Here is a 15,938-nt window from a genome sequence, read left to right as displayed (position 1 = left end):
CACACCCCGAGACCGGTCCCCTCGCGCGCGACCCGCGGCGAGCCACCCCTGCCGATACCGGTGTGCGGGGCGAACCCGCCCTCGCGCACCGGTCCCCGATTCCGAGTCCGCCCGCACAGGCGGCACCGTGGAGGAGCCCGACCATGACCCACCCCCGTCCTGGGACCAAGCGCGCCAAGGCAATCGCCACCGTGTGCCTGTCCGGCACCCTCGAGGACAAGCTCGTCGCCGCCGCCCACGCCGGGTTCGACGGCATCGAACTGTTCGAACCCGACCTGATCGGCTCCCCGCTCACCCCCGCGGCGGTGCGCGAGCGCTGCGCCGAACTCGGGCTGAGCATCCCGCTGTATCAGCCCTTCCGCGACTTCGAGGCCGTCCCGGCCGAGATCCACGCCCGCAACATGCGCCGCGCGCGGCACAAGTTCGACGTGATGGAACAGCTCGGCACCGACCTCGTGCTGGTGTGCTCGTCGGTGTCGCCGCACACCGTCGACGATGTCGATCTCGCGGCCGCGCAGCTGCGGGAACTGGCGGATGCGGCAGCGCAGCGGGGCATGCGGATCGCCTTCGAGGCGCTGGCGTGGGGCCGCCACGTGAACACCTGGCAGCGCTCGTGGGAGATCGTGCGCCGGGCCGATCATCCGGCCCTCGGGCTGTGCCTCGACAGCTTCCACATCTTCTCCCGCACCAAGGACGTCGCCGGCATCGCGGACATCCCGGGCGAGAAGATCTTCTTCCTGCAACTCTCCGACGCACCGGAGATGGACATGAACGTCCTGCAGTGGAGCCGCCACTACCGGGTGTTCCCGGGCGAGGGCGAGTTCGATCTCGTCGGACTCGTCGGGCACGTCCTCGCGGCGGGTTACACCGGGCCGCTCTCGCTGGAGGTGTTCAACGATGTGTTCCGCCAGTCGGCGCCGGTGCCGACGGCGATCGACGCGATGCGCTCGCTGCTCGATCTGGAACTGCGGCTCGACGGTGACCCCAACCCGGTACAGGTGCGCGGGCACGCGTTCACGGAGATCGGAACTCCGCCCACCGCTGCGGAGCCGGTCCGTGCGGCCCTCGCCTCGCTCGGCTTCACCCACTCGGGGCAGCATCACAGCAAGCCGGTGGAGCTGTGGGAGCAGGGGGACGCGCGGGTGCTGGTGAACACCTCGAACCCGGCCCACAGCGCGGCCGAGGGCGCGGCCGTCACCGCTCTGGGGATCGAGGTCGCGGACGTCGGCGCCGTCTCCCGGCACGCCCACGAGCTGCTGGCACCGCAGCTGGCGCGGGTCGTCGGCCCGGGTGAGGCACCGTTGTCCGCAGTGGTCTCCCCGGACGGCACCGCCCTGTTCCTGTCGTCGCGGAGCGACGGCCCGGCGAACTGGCGCAACGACTTCCGCCCCACCGGCACGACGCCGACGACGGCGGTGGGCGTGCGGTGCACCGAGTACGTCGCGCTGACCCAGGCCTACGACCGATTCGACGAAGCCACGCTGTTCTACCGGTCGGTGCTGGGCCTGACCGACGCCGAGGCCGCCGAATACGCGGGACCGTTCGGCTTGGTGCGCAGCCGCGTCCTCGCCACGGACGGTTTCGAGGTCGGCCTGGTCGCACCCGTGCTCCGTCGCGGCGAATGGGCACCGGGCGTGCGGCACCCCCAGCACATCGCGTTCGGTGTCGACGATGCGGTGGAAGCCGCTCGCGCCCTGCATGATTCGGGAGCACCGGTGCTCGAGATCCCCCGCAACTACTACGACGATCTGGATGCGCGCCTGGCTCCGGATCCGGAAATGCTTGCCGCCCTTCGGGAATACAACGTGCTCTACGATCGGGACGAGGACGGCGGCGAGCTGTTCCAGGTGTTCACCAAGGTCGTCAGTGCCCGGGTGTTCTTCGAACTGGTGCAGCGGCGCGGCGGCTACCGGGGTCACGGCACGGTCAACGCCCCGATCCGCATGGCCGCGCACGCGGCCGCACGACGCTGACCCACTGCTACCGGGCGCCACCCACCGCGCTCGCCAGCGCCGCGAGGGTCTGGGCGCTCGTGTAGTGCGGCTGCCAGCCGAGCTGCGTCCGGGCCCTCGTCGTGTCCATCACGACGGACGTGCGGCCCGTGTGGATCCACTCGACCATCGAGGGCAGGAACGGCAGCCGCGCAACCACGGCCGACGCGGCCGTCGCGACCGACGCCGGGACCCGGATCGGCCGGGCGCCGAGCGCGGCCGCGACGTCCGACAGCGACACCACCCCGTCGCCGGCGATGTTGTACGCACCGGGCGGCCCTTCGGACGCCACGGCGGCGACGACGGCACTCGCGACGTCGTCGTGGTGCACGAGCTGGAGCGGATGACCGGGGTCGGGGAACACCGGGCGCGGCAGGGGCAGGGCGCCGGCGGCCTTCCGCACGGCGCCGGGCAGATGCCCGGCGACCTGCCGCCACGGCATGGCATCGGCCAGGGCGGTCGCGTGCGGCCCCGCGACGATGCAGGGCCGCAGCACGAACACCTCGAGGTCCGATCCGCGGGTGACCTCGTCGAGCACCCGCTCGAGTTGGGCCTTCTGTTCGGAGTAGTAGTGCTCGTGCGAGCCACGCGTGGGCACGTCCTCGGAGAGCGGGGTCGGATTGTCGGGGTGGTATCCGTACGCGGCGACGGACGAGGTGTACACGAGACGCCGCGGCCGGGCGGCGGCAACCGTCGCCTTGAAGACGTTGCGGGTCCCGGCGATGTTGATCCGGTGACTCTCGGCGCGCGAGCCCATGATGACGAAGGCCAGGTGCACGACGAGACGTCGGCCTCCGCGACCAGGGCGTCGACGGCGCCGCGGTCGAGGATGTCGCCCTGCCGGTACTCGGTCTTGGTCCAGCCCTGCCGGGCAGGATCGAACGGGCCTCGCGCCATGCCGAGGATCCGGTCGATGCGCGGGTCCTGTTCGAGGGCCGCGACCGCGGCCCTGCCGATCTCGCCGGTGGGACCGGTGACCGCAACCGTCGTTCCCATGGGATCCCCTTCGCTCGTGACGCCGTCCGTGCGATTCATACCGCGTTCCCGGGCCGGGCCGGGGGCAAACCACGGTCCGGCTCGTGCGGTTAGACTCACCGCCACTGCGGACGGGGGGCGAACGGTGGGCGACGGCGGGTTGACGCAGATCGGCGACGGGGTGTGGGCGGTTGTACGGACGCCGGGCGGCTGGGGAGAAGCGAACACCGGTCTCGTCGTCGATGCGGGCACGGCGTCGCTGGTCGTGGACACCGCGTGGGACACGCGGCTGGCGCGGCGGATCGCCGAGGCACAGCAGCCGCTGGTGTCGCGGGCACCGATCACCGAGGCCGTCAACACCCATTCCGACGGCGACCACTGGTGGGGCAACGACACGCTTCCGGCGACGGCTCGCATCACGACGAGTGCGGCCGCGCTGCGCGGCATGCGCGAGGATCTCCCTCCCGCCGCGGTGGCGGCGCTCGCGGCGGCCGGACGTCCGCTCGCCGCGCTGCCCGGGATGCTGGGCGCCGCGGCCGCCTACATGCGCCGGGTGCCGGGCGGCGCCCGCCTGCCGCTGCGATCGCCTCGGCTGCCCGACCACACCTTCGACACAATCCTGCGGCTCGATGTGGGGCAACGTCCGGTCCAGCTCGAGCGCCTCGGGCCGTGCCACACCGCCGGGGACCTCATCGCGCACGTGCCGGACGCCGGCATCGTGTTCGCCGGCGATCTGCTGTTCATCGGCTCGACCCCGATCCTGTGGCACGGGCCGCTGGAGAACTGGCTCGCCGCGATCGACCGGCTGCTGGCCCTGGACGCGGACCTCTACGTGCCCGGTCACGGGCCGCTGTGCGGACCCGCGGAGATCCGCGAGTTGCGCGCCTACTGGGTGTGGCTCGAGCAGGCCGGCCGGGAACAGTACGCGCGCGGCGCCGGGCCGCTCGAGGCGGCCCGGCAGCTGGTGCGGGATCCCGAATTCGTCCGGTGGGGCGACTGGATCCACCCGGAGCGGATCGTCCTGAGCCTGAGCACGCTGTTCTACGGGTGGGACGGGCATCCGCCGGCGGCGCCGACCGTCGTGCGACGGGCGCGGGCGTTCGCCGACGCCGAGACGCTGCTGCGCGAGTTGTCCGCGAAACGATGAAGGGCCCGCCGGTAGGGCGAGCCCTCCCCCGGGCCTATTCGAACTCGGAAGCAGCCGGTTCGCCGAGAGGTGCCGGTTTGGGAGCAGCCGGCACCCACCCCCTCAGGGGCTGGACGACACCGGCATAGAACGAGTCGGTGGAAGAGGTCACGCTGGTGATGAATCCGGCGGCAGTTCCCGACCGTCGGCCTCCCATAGGGAAGCCCTGCTGAAGGGTGAAGCTGACGATCCGGCCGTCCCTCCCCTCGGTGAGGATCTTGGAATCGGCACGGACGGCGTCGAGATGCTCGCAGGCTTCGTTTCCGCGCTCGGAGAAGACTGCTTCCACTTGGACATCACCCGGTGCGTCCTTCAGTTGCCTCAGCAACCAGGACAATCGACGTGCCGAAGTGCCTTCGTCAGGAGCATCGATGGTGGTCCGGCAGCGGACACGGTTGGTGCGGAGATCGGCCACTACCACGAGATCACCGGCTGTTTCCGGAATACGGAGAAGGGCCTCGAGAGTCCCCTCGGACGCCAGCTTTTCTGCGAAGTAGGCGTTTCGTGCACTCGGGTCGTTGTTGTATCGCCGAGGTAGAACGTGTTTGACCGTCACTCCCAATTCAGCGGTCAAACGAAGCGCAAGATGCCGCGCCAAGGACACCCACGTGTCCGCCACTGCTGCCGCCTTCTTGTCGCCCGCACGCAAAGTTCCTGACGCGACGGCATCTCGGACCCCAACCCAATGGCGTCCCATGTCGACGAACTCGGCCGCACCGGACCGGGGGTGGTCCAGGTAGCGAAGAAACTCACCGAGAATCCACGCCTGCAGCGCATCGTCGACACCGCCGTGGGACAGAAGCATGCGAGCTTCGTGCGCTACCTCCGACCAGGACAGATGCCGCAGGGCCACCTTGGCGAGTTTGCGGCGGTCGACCTCGATGGGAAGCTCTCCCGCACTGGCAGGAATGTCGTTCGAAAGACTCACGACGACGTCGTACTTGTTCTTCCGCGCGACATCGAGATAGTTCTCCAACTGTTCCCGTCTGAGCTTGCCGTTCCCCGTCTTGACCTCGAGCAACGCGGTCCAGAGTTTGGCGCCACGCGACACCTTCAGCACGGCGTCGGGAATCACCTTCGACTCGCCCTGGGCGTACTGCACTTCGCAATAACCCTCGAACGCACCTGCCGGCGCCCCGACTCGGGAACAGATGGCACGGGCGAAAGGACGTACCGCCTGCATAGCCGCAACAAGCGCGGACGTTGCCCTGCGTTCCTGCTCTTCGCCGCTACCCACTCCAGCTACGGAGAAGAGTCGCGCAGGTTGCCAGGCGTCGTGCTCTGCGAGCTTGAAATCGATCGGCTTCGCCTTTGTGACAACTCGCCTGGTGGTTCGTACGCCGCGCCGCTTCGCTGAAGGTGCGGCGGATGTGCCGGCGTGGTCCTCGATGACATCCGCGACCGGAGCGGTCGGTGCCTCCCCGGCATCGGTGTGAGCGGAGTCGCGCACTGAGACGGTGTCACCGGCGTCGTGCGACGGTCCCCCCGGTTCCTCGTCGATGTCGACGCCGAAATCCGTCGCGAGCGCGGACAGACCGGAATCCCATCCTTGCCCGACAGCACGGACCTTCCATTCGCCGTTGCGCCGATAGATCTCCCCGAAAACGAAGGCAGCTTCGCTGGTCGCATCTGCGGTCACGTACTCCGCCACCGGATGCCCTGCAGGGTCGACCACTCGCAGGGTGAGCTTGCCCAGGTCTCCGAATCTCCCGGTACCGAGGCTTCCCGCGAGCGCCACCGTGTGTACGTCGGCGGGCACGTCCGAGAGAACGACAGCGATCCGCGCCTGCGCTCCTTCTTCGGTTGTACTCGTGCCGAGGAACCGTACGGACCCGTCGGCGGACTCCGGCTGGTTGTAGAAGACGAAGTCCGCGTCCGAACGTACCTTTCGTTCGGAGCCGAGCAGCAGCGCCGAAGCGTCGACCTCGACCTCCGATTCGACCCACCCGACGACCACGTCGATCTGCGACAGGTCACTCGGCAGAGTGATGTTCTGTCCCTTGGACAGAATCGGAGATGTCACGGCAAACCCCCTGAGTAGTCGGCATCGTTCCACCCGAAGGGGTGAACCTCTGAAGGGATCGCTGTCGGCCCGATATTCGTTGCAGCCGAATGCCACCATCGGGCGCGATGGTGCTACTTGCGGCCCGGGGCCCAGTTCATGCCCCAACCGTAAGCACGATCGAGGTCGGACTGGCTGCCGTCGACGTACTCGACGAGCCGCGAGACGCTGATCTCGCGGCCGGTGTTCTGCAGCATCGCGATGGCACAGATGCGTGCGCCATTGTTCGGCGAGTCGAGGCGCACCTCGATCTGCGGTCCGGAGGGCGGAGTGAGGGTGACGACACCGTCCACGGCAGCCCAGTTCGGGGCGCCCTCGTAAATCATCGCGAAGATCAGGATCCGCCGGAATCGTTCGGGTTGGCCCAGGTCGATGCGCATGGTCTCACCGCCGGATACGGCGCCGGTCCGGTCGTCGCCGTCGAGTGCGATGAACGGGGGTTTCTCCAGCGCACCGAAGCTGTTCCCGAGGGCCTGGACGACGCCCTTGGAGCCGTCGGCAAGCTCGTAGAGGCAGGCGAGGTCGAGGTCGATGCCGCGGCCCGTCGCGCCACCCGTGAGCTTGGCGAGGAACCCCTGCTTCCGTGGGGTCGGGGATCCGCCCTGGGACCAGTTCAGGTTCACCTGGGTGATCCCTCGCTCCGCTCCGGACTTGGCGAGGCCGACCGTCGGAGCGGCCTTGGTGAGGCTGATCTTGCTCAGGCCGACTCCGCCCTGCTTGTCGCCGGGGTTCTTCGAGGGTCGGGTGTAATCGATTGCCATGGGTAAGACCTTTCCCTGGATACGAAGATGGGAACCCTCGATCGCTCGAACCGATCGAGGATTCCCATCGAAGTCGTGCGGTCAGGCGGCGACGGTCGCCTTCGCCTCCTGACGATTGCGGCGGATGCTGCTGGCGAACGCGGCACCGATGAGCGCGACCCCCACGAGACCCGTGACGATCTCGTTCACGTGATGGCCGATCGAGTACAGCAGGATGAACGCGAGCGCACCGATCGCCCAGTGCGCGCCGTGCTCGAGGTAGCGGTACTCCGAGAGGGTGCCCTTGCGGACGAGGAACACCGTGATCGAGCGGACGAACATCGCGCCGATGAAACCGAGGCCCAGGGCGATGATGATCGGGTCCGAGGTGATGGCGAACGCGCCGATCACGCCGTCGAAGGAGAACGACGCGTCGAGCACCTCGAGGTAGAGGAACAGGAAGAACCCGGCCTTGCCGGTGGCCTTGGCCAGCTGGGTGGGCCCGCCCGTCGGCTCTTCCTCTTCCTCGGGGATGTGGAACAGCTCGCCGAGCCCGTTGACGACGATGTAGGTGATCATGCCGAGCACGCCGGCGATCATCACGGTGGAGACCTTGTCCTCGGGAGCGAGGATCGTGGCGGTCAGCACCAGCAGCACCGAGGCGGTGACGACCTCGAGCTGGTCCAGCTTGCCGGCCCGCGCGAGCGGACGCTCGAGCCAGGCCAGCCACTTGATCTCGCGTTCCTCGAAGATGAAGTTCAGGAACAGCATCAGCAGGAACATGCCACCGAACCCGGCGATCTGCGGGTGGGCGTCGGTGATGATGGTCTCGTAGCTGGGGCTGCCGTCGGGGAAGTACGCGGCGTCGTTCGGCGGCGGGTTCAAGGCGAGGTCGAGTGCCTCGATCGGACCGAGGCCGGAGGCGATCCACACGATGAGCAGCGGGAAGATCAGCCGCATGCCGAACACGGCGATGAGGATGCCGATGGTGAGGAAGATCTTCTGCCAGAATTCGCTCATCCGCTGCAGCACGGTGGCGTTGATGACCGCGTTGTCGAACGAGAGCGAGACCTCGAGGATGCCGAGGATCGCGGCGAGGAACAGGGCCTGGGGTCCGCCGTAGAGGAAGGCGACCACCAGGGAGACGACGGTGACGGCAAACGATATGCCGAAGATGCGCAGAACCACGAAGCGTGGCCTTTCTGTCTGGATCGGGGCGGTGCAGGGTGGTTACTGCAGCAAATTATCGGTGAACCAAGGAAAGCGGCCCCCGGCGACGAAGCCGGGGGCCGGATCCGGAATCCGGATGCGACGTCAGACGTTGACGCCGTAGTCGCGGGCGATGCCCGCCAGGCCGGACGCGTAGCCCTGGCCGATGGCGCGGAACTTCCACTCCGCACCGTGCCGGTACAGCTCACCGAAGACCATGGCGGTCTCGGTGGAGGCGTCCTCCGACAGGTCGTAGCGGGCGAGCTCGTTGCCGTTGGCGCGGTCGACGACGCGGATGTACGCGTTGCGGACCTGTCCGAACGACTGGCTGCGGGAGTCGGCGTCGTAGATCGAGACCGGGAAGAAGATGCTCTCGATGTTGGCCGGCACGGCGCTCAGGTCGACGTTGACGACCTCGTCGTCGCCCTCGCCCTCGCCCGTGCGGTTGTCGCCGATGTGCTCGATCGAGCCGTCCGGGGACTTGAGGTTGTTGAAGAAGACGAAGTGCTGGTCCGAGACGACCTTCTTGTCGGCGCCGGTCGCGATCGCGCTGGCATCGAGGTCGAAGTCGGCACCGGTGGTGCTGCGGATGTCCCAGCCGAGGCCGACGGCCACGGCGGTGAGGTTCGGCGCTTCCTTGGTGAGGGAAACATTGCCGCCCTTGGTCAAGCTGACGCCCATGCGGGGTCCTTTCGATCTGTCGGTCCGGACGAGGTGCCCGGGCGGGCACGCCCGATTTGCGCGTGTCACTCCACCCTAATAGCTGTTCCGCGCCGACGCCCCATGCTCGGGGCGCGCGCACGGGGCCGAACCGCGCGGACCAGTACCATTCGGGGCGTGGCGAGCCGATGGACGCGCCGCCTCTTCGGCGGTGGGAGCACCGACGATCCGGTGGCCCGTGGCGCCTACGACGCGATGGTCGCCGCGTTCCTCGACATGGACCGCCGCCAGTCCGTCGCCGAGGCCGGCGTCACGGCCTCGCACGACTTCGCGCCGCAGCGCGGCCTGCGCCGCGAGTGGGAGCCCGTCCGCGAAGCCTGTTACCGCGCGGCCGAGACGTACCTGCACCTCGCCCGCACCGAACCGACCGATCCGCTCGCTCCCGCCCCGGCCTACGAACAGGCTCTGCAGCAGATCGGTCTCGCCACCCGCACCCTCGACCAGTTCTACGATCGCCACCGCGCACACCTCGAGCATTCGGTCGCGGTGGCACAGACCGTCCCGCAGCTCGCCCGGCAGGTCCGCACCGAGGCGCAGGCTGCGGCGGCGCTGGTGGACGCGCCCGAGCACGCCGCATACGCCGACTATCCGTCCGTGCGGGCCGCGGCGAACGTGCTCGACGCGGAGGTCCGCGCCCTGGATTCGGCGGTGGGAACCGGCGCCGTCCGAACGGCGGCGCGGCGGGCCGAGGAGGCGGCCACCGCCCTGCGTCGCGCCCTCGCGCAGGCGCCGGACAAGGCCGAGTCCGCCCGGAAAGCTGTGGCATCCGTCACCACCCGCCTGTCGGCGGTCCGCACCCGCGCCGAGAGCCTGGCGCCGGCGTTCTCGGCCCTGCTGCGGGAGTTCAACGCGGCCAGCTCCGCCGACCTGTCCGGCAACGAGCGCGCCGCCCGCGAGTTCCTCGACCGGGCCGACGCCGACGTGACCGCGGCGCGAACGGCTTCGGCCGGGAACCGGCCCGAGCAGGCGCTCGAGCTGACCGCGGCGGCCCGGGCATCGCTCACCCAGGCGGAACGCTACGTCGACGCCGTCACCGAGCGGCTGTCCGTCCTCCGCGCGGTCCGCCGTGATCCGGCCGCGAAGGTGGAGCAGGTACGGTTCCGTCTGCGCGACGCGCAACAACTCGCGGTGCAACGGGGGTTGACCGCAGAATGGGGATCGGTGCTCGACGCGCAGCTCGATCGGATCGACAGGGCAGTCGGTTCGCTCACCGGCGTACACCCCGACTACTGGGCGTACGTGCGGGAGCTCGACGCCGTTTCGCGCTTCATCGCCGGCGTGGTGCAACGACTGAGAGGACGAACGGAAGAGGCATGAGTGGGGGAACCTTCGCCGATATGCGCACGATGCACCATTTCCACCACATGGACCGCGCGACCCGGGACACGCTGTTCCTGCATCCGCCGCAGGCATTCTCCGATGCCGACGAGCGCGATCGGCTCGCCGTCGCGCTCGGGGCCACCCTGTACGTCCCGGCCACCCGCGCGGATCTGACCGCCACGATCGCCCGCCGAGCCCGCGAGGGTGTCGCCTCGATGGTGATCGACCTCGAGGACGCCGTCGCCGATCACGAGGTCGAGGACGGCCTGCGCAACGCGGTCGCCACCCTCGACGAGCTCGCCGGCACCGCGGCCGCGACGATGCTGCTGTTCGTCCGGGTGCGCACCCCCGACGGTGTCGACCGCATCGCCGACATCCTGGGGCCCGGCGTCACCGCGTTGACCGGATTCGTTCTGCCCAAGTTCACCGCGGCGTCGGGGCCGGCCTTCCTCGATGCGGTGGCGGCGGCGTCCGAGCGGCTCGGCAAGCACCTGTACGCGATGCCGGTGCTCGAGTCCGCCGAGCTGGTGCACCGGCAGACCCGCGACGGCGAGCTGCAGCAGATCGCGGCACTGCTCGCCGGGCACCGTGACCGGGTGCTGGCGGTACGGATCGGGGCCACCGACATGTGCGGCACGTTCGGCATCCGCCGCGACCGCGACCTGACCATCTACGACGTGCGCGTGGTCGTCGACGTCATTGCGGATGTCGTCAACTACCTCGGCCGCACCGACGGCACCGGATTCGTCATCACCGGTCCCGTCTGGGAGTACTTCGCCGATCACGAGCGCATGTTCCGCCCGATGCTGCGGGCCACGCCGTTCGCCGAGCACGACGCGGTGATGTTCCGCCAGCAGCTCGTCAGCCGGGATCTCGACGGGCTGCTCCGCGAGATCGCCCTCGACCGGGCGAACGGCATCCAGGGCAAGACCGTGATCCATCCCTCCCATGTGGCCGCGGTGCACGCCTTGTCCGCGGTCACCCACGAGGAGTACCACGACGCGGTCGACATCCTCGGCGGCGACGCAGGTGGCGTGCAGGCCTCCGGTTACCGCAACAAGATGAACGAGCGGCGTCCGCACCGCACCTGGGCGCAGCAGACGTTGCTGCGCGCCTCGGTGTTCGGCGTCACCAACAAGGGAGTCACTTTCGTGGACCTGCTGACGGCCTTGGTGGACCGGTGACCGCGGGGTTGCAGTCACCCTGGGCGACGGAGCAATTCGGCCTGGAACTGCAGCACTTCGACTCGGCGACCGGCGACACCGTGCCGGACCTCGTCGTGCCGGGGCTGCGCCGCAACCCCCGTCGCGCACACCTGCTGGTCTCCACGGTGCTCGGCAAGCACATTCCCACCGACCCGGCCGCGGTCATCGGCGCGGGTGACCGGCTCGGCGATCTCGTCGCGGACCTGCTGGGCTCCGCCGCGCACGACACGGTCGTACTCGGATTCGCCGAAACCGCAACGGGCCTGGGTCATTGTGTGGCCAGCCGGCTGCGAGCGCGCTGCTACCTGCACTCCACCCGGCGTGACGTGCCCGGCGCCGGCACCTTCGCCGGGTTCGAGGAGGGCCACTCGCACGCCACGTCGCACCTGCTCCAGCCGACGTCGCCGGAGCTGTTCGCGAACGACGCACCGCTGATCCTGGTGGACGACGAGATCTCCACCGGCGCCACCGCCGTCGACGCGATCCGGTCCCTGCACCGGCACAGTCCCCGCGCCCGGTACGTCGTCGCGTCGCTGGTGGACATGCGCACCGCCGATCACCGTCGGGCGGTCGACGAGGCGGCCGCCGAACTCGGCACCCGGATCGACCACGTGAGCCTCGCGGCGGGACACACGATCCTTCCCGACGGACTCGTCGAGCGGGTCGCCGCGCTGCCCGATCCGGATATGAATCCCGTTGCCTCACAACGAGGCTCCGTGGAATTCGTGACGTTGCCGTGGCCGGCGACCGTGCCCGACGGCGGGCGGCACGGCTTCCTGCGCACCGACACCGCGGCTTTCGACGCCGCGATCGCGCACGCGACCGAGGCCGTGGCCACCGCCCTCGGACCGGGACGGCCGGTCGTCGTCGTGGGCCACGAGGAACTGATGTACCTGCCGCTGCGCATCGCCGACGCACTCGCCCGCCGGGGGATCCCCACGCGGTTCCAGACCACCACCCGCTCCCCCGCGTACGTCCGGGACGTGCCCTGCTACCCCCTGCGCCGCGGATTCATGTTCGCCGCACCCGAACCCGACGACGTCCCGCGTTATCTGTACAACGCGCGGTGGCCGGAGGAACGGGCACGGCTGCTGCTGGTGCTCGACGATCCCGCCGACACCGATCGCCTCCGCGCCGACGGGGGCCTGCTCGACGTGCTGACCGCCGCCGGGGAGGACGTGGTCGTCGCCGTCGTGCCCGCCACCGACCCGTCGGTGCTGCGCGCCGCCCGGGAGGGACGATGACCGTTCCGCTGGCCGGACCCGACTTCGGCTCCTACGCCCCGGACGAGGTGCGGTGGCTCCTCAAGGACCTCTCGCACGTCGCCCTCGAGGCCGACATCGCCGAGCGCGAGCGCCGCATCCAGTCGGGTCTCGCCCACTACGCCGAGACGCTGCCGATCGAATACCAACCCGATGCCGCCTACCGCGAGCTGTTCGACAAGGTGCTCGCCGCGACGGCGGGGCGCCTCGCCCACGCCGTCGGTACGGTCACCGAACTGCTGCTCGCCGAACGGGGCCGGGACCTGACGCTCGTATCACTGGCCCGCGCAGGCACTCCCGTCGGCATCCTGATCCGTCGCTGGGCGCAGCGGCACCACGGGCTGGACCTGCCGCACTACGCGGTGTCGATCGTGCGGGGCCGTGGCATCGACGTCGCCGCCCTCGACCACGTGACGGCGCGTCACGATCCGGCCTCGGTGGTGTTCGTCGACGGCTGGACCGGCAAGGGCGCCATCGCCCGCGAACTCGCGGCGGCCCTGGCCGAGTACCGGGCCGCGGGCGGTCCGGAACTCTCCGGCGACCTCGCCGTGCTCGCCGACCCCGGGTACTGCGTGCGGACCTACGGCACCCGCGACGACTTCCTCATTGCCTCGGCGTGCCTGAATTCCACTGTCTCCGGCCTGGTCTCACGCACCGTCCTCAACGAAACCCTGATCGGCCCGGGCGAGTTCCACGGCGCCAAGTTCTACGCCGAACTTGCCGGCGAGGACGTCTCGGCCGTCCTCCTCGACACCGTCGCCGCGGAATTCGGCGACCGGGACGCCGCAGTCACCGCCGCCGGGGACATCCTGCGGTCCGACCGCACCCCCACGTGGGCGGGCTGGGAGTCGGTGGAGAGGGTACGGGCCGAGTACGGCATCTCCACCGTCAACTACGTCAAGCCCGGTGTCGGTGAGACCACCCGGGTGCTGTTGCGGCGCGTGCCGTGGCGGGTGCTGGTCCGCGAGGCCGATGCCGAGGAGCACGCGCACATCCGGATGCTCGCCGCAGCCCGCGACGTGCCGGTCGAAACGGTTCCCGACCTGGCGTATTCCTGCATGGGACTGATCAAGGATCTGCCGTGACCACCGCCCTCGTCGCGACCGACCTCGACCGCACGATGATCTACTCGCGCGCCGCGATGGGCGAATCGCCCGTCGTCGACCGCGATCTGGTGTGTGTCGAGCACTACGACGGTGCGCCCCTGTCGTACCTGACCGTCACGTCCGCGCAGCGCCTGCGCGACCTGGCCGCCGCCGCGGTGGTGGTGCCGACCACCACGCGCACCCCGGAACAGTTCCGGCGCATCGCGCTGCCCGGCGCACCGTGGCGCTACGCGATCGCCAGCAACGGCGGCGTGATCCTCGCCGACGGTGTGCCGGACACCGGGTGGCGGCAGGCGGTGGACGCGGGCGTGCGCGCCGAGGGCGCCGGACTCGACGAGGTCACCGCCGAACTGCGGCGCCGCGTCTCCGACGACTGGGTGCACAAGTTCCGCATCGCCGACGAGCTGTTCTGCTATCTCGTGATCGACGTCGCCGCCCAGCCGGTCGGATTCCTCGACGAATGGGACCACTGGTGCCGCGGCCGCGGGTGGAGCGCCTCGCAGCAGGGCCGCAAGCTGTACACGATGCCGTCGGCGGTGTGCAAGAGCAAGGCCGTCGCCGAGGTCCGCCGGCGCCTGGTCGCCGACGGAACGCTCCCCCCGGATGCCGCGGTACTCGCCGCCGGGGACGGAGCGCTCGACGCCGAGATGCTGATCGCCGCCGACGCCGCGATCCGGCCGAGGCACGGCGAACTCGAGGCGCTGGACTGGCGGCACCCGACGGTGACGGTGACCCGGGAAACGGGGATCCGGGCCGGCGAGGAGATCCTGGCCTGGTTCGCCCGATACGCCCGGATCGGCGCGGGTTCGTACAGTGGCAGTGACGCTCCATGTTCCCCAAGACAGAGTTTCCAGTAACAGTGAGGACCCCTCCCGTGCCCGTATCTCTCGCCAAGGGTCAGAACGGCCCCCTCACCGCCACCGACGTCGTCGTCTCGCTCGAGCTGACCACCCCGGCCGACCTGTCTGCCCTGTTGGTCAAGGCCGACGGCAAGGTGCGCTCCGACGCCGACTTCGTCTTCTTCAACCAGCCGAGAGGGCCGGGGGTGCGGCTCGTGCCGGGCGCTCCCGGGCAGGCCGCGTCGCTGGCCGTGTCGCTGAACCAGGTGCCGGCAGACATCGACCAGGTGCGCGCGGTCATCACCCTCGACGACGCGTCGAGCAGCTTCGGTCGCTTCGCCCCGCCGTCAGCGCGGGTCTCCGACACCGCGGGCAACGTCCTCTACGAGTACCGGATCGACGGGCTGAGCAGCGAGTCGATCGTGATCGCCCTCGAGCTGTACCGGCGGCAGGGCGCGTGGAAGGTGCGGGCCGTCGGCCAAGGATACGCGGGCGGGTTCGCCGCGCTCGTGACCGATCACGGGGTGAGCGTCGACGACGCGCCCGCGGCGGCGCCGCAAACGGCTCAGCCCGTGCCGCCGTCGGTCCCGGCCGCGCCGCCCGTACCGCCGGCCTACTCCACGCCGCCGCCTTCTGCTCAGCAGCCCTACCAGCAGCCGGCCCCGCCGCAGCCGTACGTGCAGGCCTCCGCGCCGCAGCCGGCGCAGGACGCCCAGCCCGAGGTCAGCCTCACCAAGAGCCGGCCGGTCAGCCTCGTCAAGGGCCAGAAGGTCACCCTCCGCAAGGAGGGCGGTGTGGCCCTGACCTACCTGCGCATGGGGCTGGGCTGGGATCCGATCGCGAAGCGCGGTCTGTTCGGCAACCGTGCCGCCGACATCGACCTCGACGCGTCGGCCGTGCTGTTCGCCGACCAGAACCTCGTCGACGTCGCGTACTACGGCCAGCTGCGGTCCAAGGACGGCTCGGTCCAGCACCAGGGCGACAACCTCACCGGCGAGGGCGCCGGCGACGACGAGGTCGTGCTCGTCGACCTCACCCGGGTCCCGGCCCACATCACGACGGTCATGTTCATCGTCACCTCGTACAAGGGGCACACCTTCGAGCAGGTCGCGAACGCGTTCTGCCGGCTGGTGGACGGCACCAACAACGCCGAGCTGGCCCGCTACACCCTGCAGGGCGGTATGCCGTTCACCGGCATGGTGATGGCCAAGGTGTACCGGCAGGGGCAGGACTGGAAGCTTCAGGCGATCGGCGAGGGCATCCAGGCCAAGCATCCCGGGGAGGCCGCGCCGCAGCTCGGCCGGTTCCTGGTGTCCTGACGCC

12 protein-coding genes and 1 pseudogene are annotated in these 15,938 nt (G+C 69.9%); 8 read left to right on the top strand and 5 right to left on the bottom strand.

What is annotated here, in order from left to right; translation table 11 throughout:
- Positions 1–143: 143 nt before the first annotated feature.
- Entirely contained in the window at positions 144–1,973 is a 1,830-nt protein-coding gene (locus JYA75_RS05975; protein ID WP_006941727.1) for a sugar phosphate isomerase/epimerase and 4-hydroxyphenylpyruvate domain-containing protein, read from the top strand.
- A gap of 7 nt (positions 1,974–1,980) precedes the next feature.
- Here the strand turns inward: JYA75_RS05975 and JYA75_RS05970 are convergent.
- Positions 1,981–2,987 (bottom strand): annotated as a pseudogene (locus JYA75_RS05970) (NAD-dependent epimerase/dehydratase family protein).
- 124 nt (positions 2,988–3,111) lie between these two features.
- Here JYA75_RS05970 and JYA75_RS05965 point away from each other — a divergent pair.
- Positions 3,112–4,113: an MBL fold metallo-hydrolase gene (locus JYA75_RS05965; protein ID WP_203329798.1), complete on the top strand. Its 1,002-nt coding sequence runs from the start codon at positions 3,112–3,114 to the stop codon at positions 4,111–4,113.
- A 34-nt stretch (positions 4,114–4,147) separates the two neighbouring features.
- Here JYA75_RS05965 and JYA75_RS05960 read toward each other — a convergent pair whose 3' ends face one another.
- From JYA75_RS05960 to JYA75_RS05945, 4 genes are all read right to left on the bottom strand, one after another.
- Positions 4,148–6,175, bottom strand: a complete 2,028-nt coding sequence (locus JYA75_RS05960) for a TerD family protein (RefSeq protein ID WP_006941730.1) — start codon at positions 6,173–6,175, stop codon at positions 4,148–4,150.
- Between the two features lie 113 nt (positions 6,176–6,288).
- On the bottom strand, positions 6,289–6,975 hold the full coding sequence (locus JYA75_RS05955) for a tellurium resistance protein (RefSeq protein ID WP_203329797.1): 687 nt from the start codon (positions 6,973–6,975) through the stop codon (positions 6,289–6,291).
- A gap of 81 nt (positions 6,976–7,056) precedes the next feature.
- Positions 7,057–8,142: a DUF475 domain-containing protein gene (locus tag JYA75_RS05950; RefSeq protein WP_006941733.1), complete on the bottom strand. Its 1,086-nt coding sequence runs from the start codon at positions 8,140–8,142 to the stop codon at positions 7,057–7,059.
- A gap of 126 nt (positions 8,143–8,268) precedes the next feature.
- On the bottom strand, positions 8,269–8,844 hold the full coding sequence (locus JYA75_RS05945; protein WP_006941734.1) for a TerD family protein: 576 nt from the start codon (positions 8,842–8,844) through the stop codon (positions 8,269–8,271).
- A gap of 234 nt (positions 8,845–9,078) precedes the next feature.
- On the opposite strand from JYA75_RS05945, the gene JYA75_RS05940 reads away from it, so the two are divergent.
- The 6 genes from JYA75_RS05940 to JYA75_RS05915 are packed head-to-tail and all read left to right on the top strand — an operon-like array spanning position 9,079 to position 15,934.
- Positions 9,079–10,200: a hypothetical protein gene (locus JYA75_RS05940; RefSeq protein WP_203330156.1), complete on the top strand. Its 1,122-nt coding sequence runs from the start codon at positions 9,079–9,081 to the stop codon at positions 10,198–10,200.
- A complete protein-coding gene (locus JYA75_RS05935) occupies positions 10,197–11,387 on the top strand; it encodes an HpcH/HpaI aldolase/citrate lyase family protein (RefSeq protein ID WP_029546599.1) in 1,191 nt (396 codons plus the stop codon). Before JYA75_RS05940 ends, JYA75_RS05935 begins: the two co-directional genes overlap by 4 nt.
- The gene (locus JYA75_RS05930; protein ID WP_203329796.1) at positions 11,384–12,652 is read left to right on the top strand and encodes a phosphoribosyltransferase family protein; all 1,269 of its coding nucleotides are present in this window, start codon (positions 11,384–11,386) and stop codon (positions 12,650–12,652) included. Before JYA75_RS05935 ends, JYA75_RS05930 begins: the two co-directional genes overlap by 4 nt.
- A complete protein-coding gene (locus tag JYA75_RS05925; RefSeq protein ID WP_006941747.1) occupies positions 12,649–13,755 on the top strand; it encodes a cysteine protease StiP family protein in 1,107 nt (368 codons plus the stop codon). Before JYA75_RS05930 ends, JYA75_RS05925 begins: the two co-directional genes overlap by 4 nt.
- A 35-nt stretch (positions 13,756–13,790) precedes the next feature.
- The gene (locus tag JYA75_RS05920; protein ID WP_203330155.1) at positions 13,791–14,633 is read left to right on the top strand and encodes an HAD family hydrolase; all 843 of its coding nucleotides are present in this window, start codon (positions 13,791–13,793) and stop codon (positions 14,631–14,633) included.
- A 17-nt stretch (positions 14,634–14,650) separates the two neighbouring features.
- The gene (locus JYA75_RS05915; RefSeq protein ID WP_203329795.1) at positions 14,651–15,934 is read left to right on the top strand and encodes a TerD family protein; all 1,284 of its coding nucleotides are present in this window, start codon (positions 14,651–14,653) and stop codon (positions 15,932–15,934) included.
- Positions 15,935–15,938: the final 4 nt, after the last annotated feature.

This window comes from Rhodococcus sp. PSBB066, assembly GCF_017068255.1.
Taxonomy (GTDB): domain Bacteria; phylum Actinomycetota; class Actinomycetes; order Mycobacteriales; family Mycobacteriaceae; genus Rhodococcus; species Rhodococcus aetherivorans.
The sequence above is the reverse complement of the archived record's forward strand: the minus strand, read 5'-3'. Positions and strand labels throughout refer to the sequence as shown.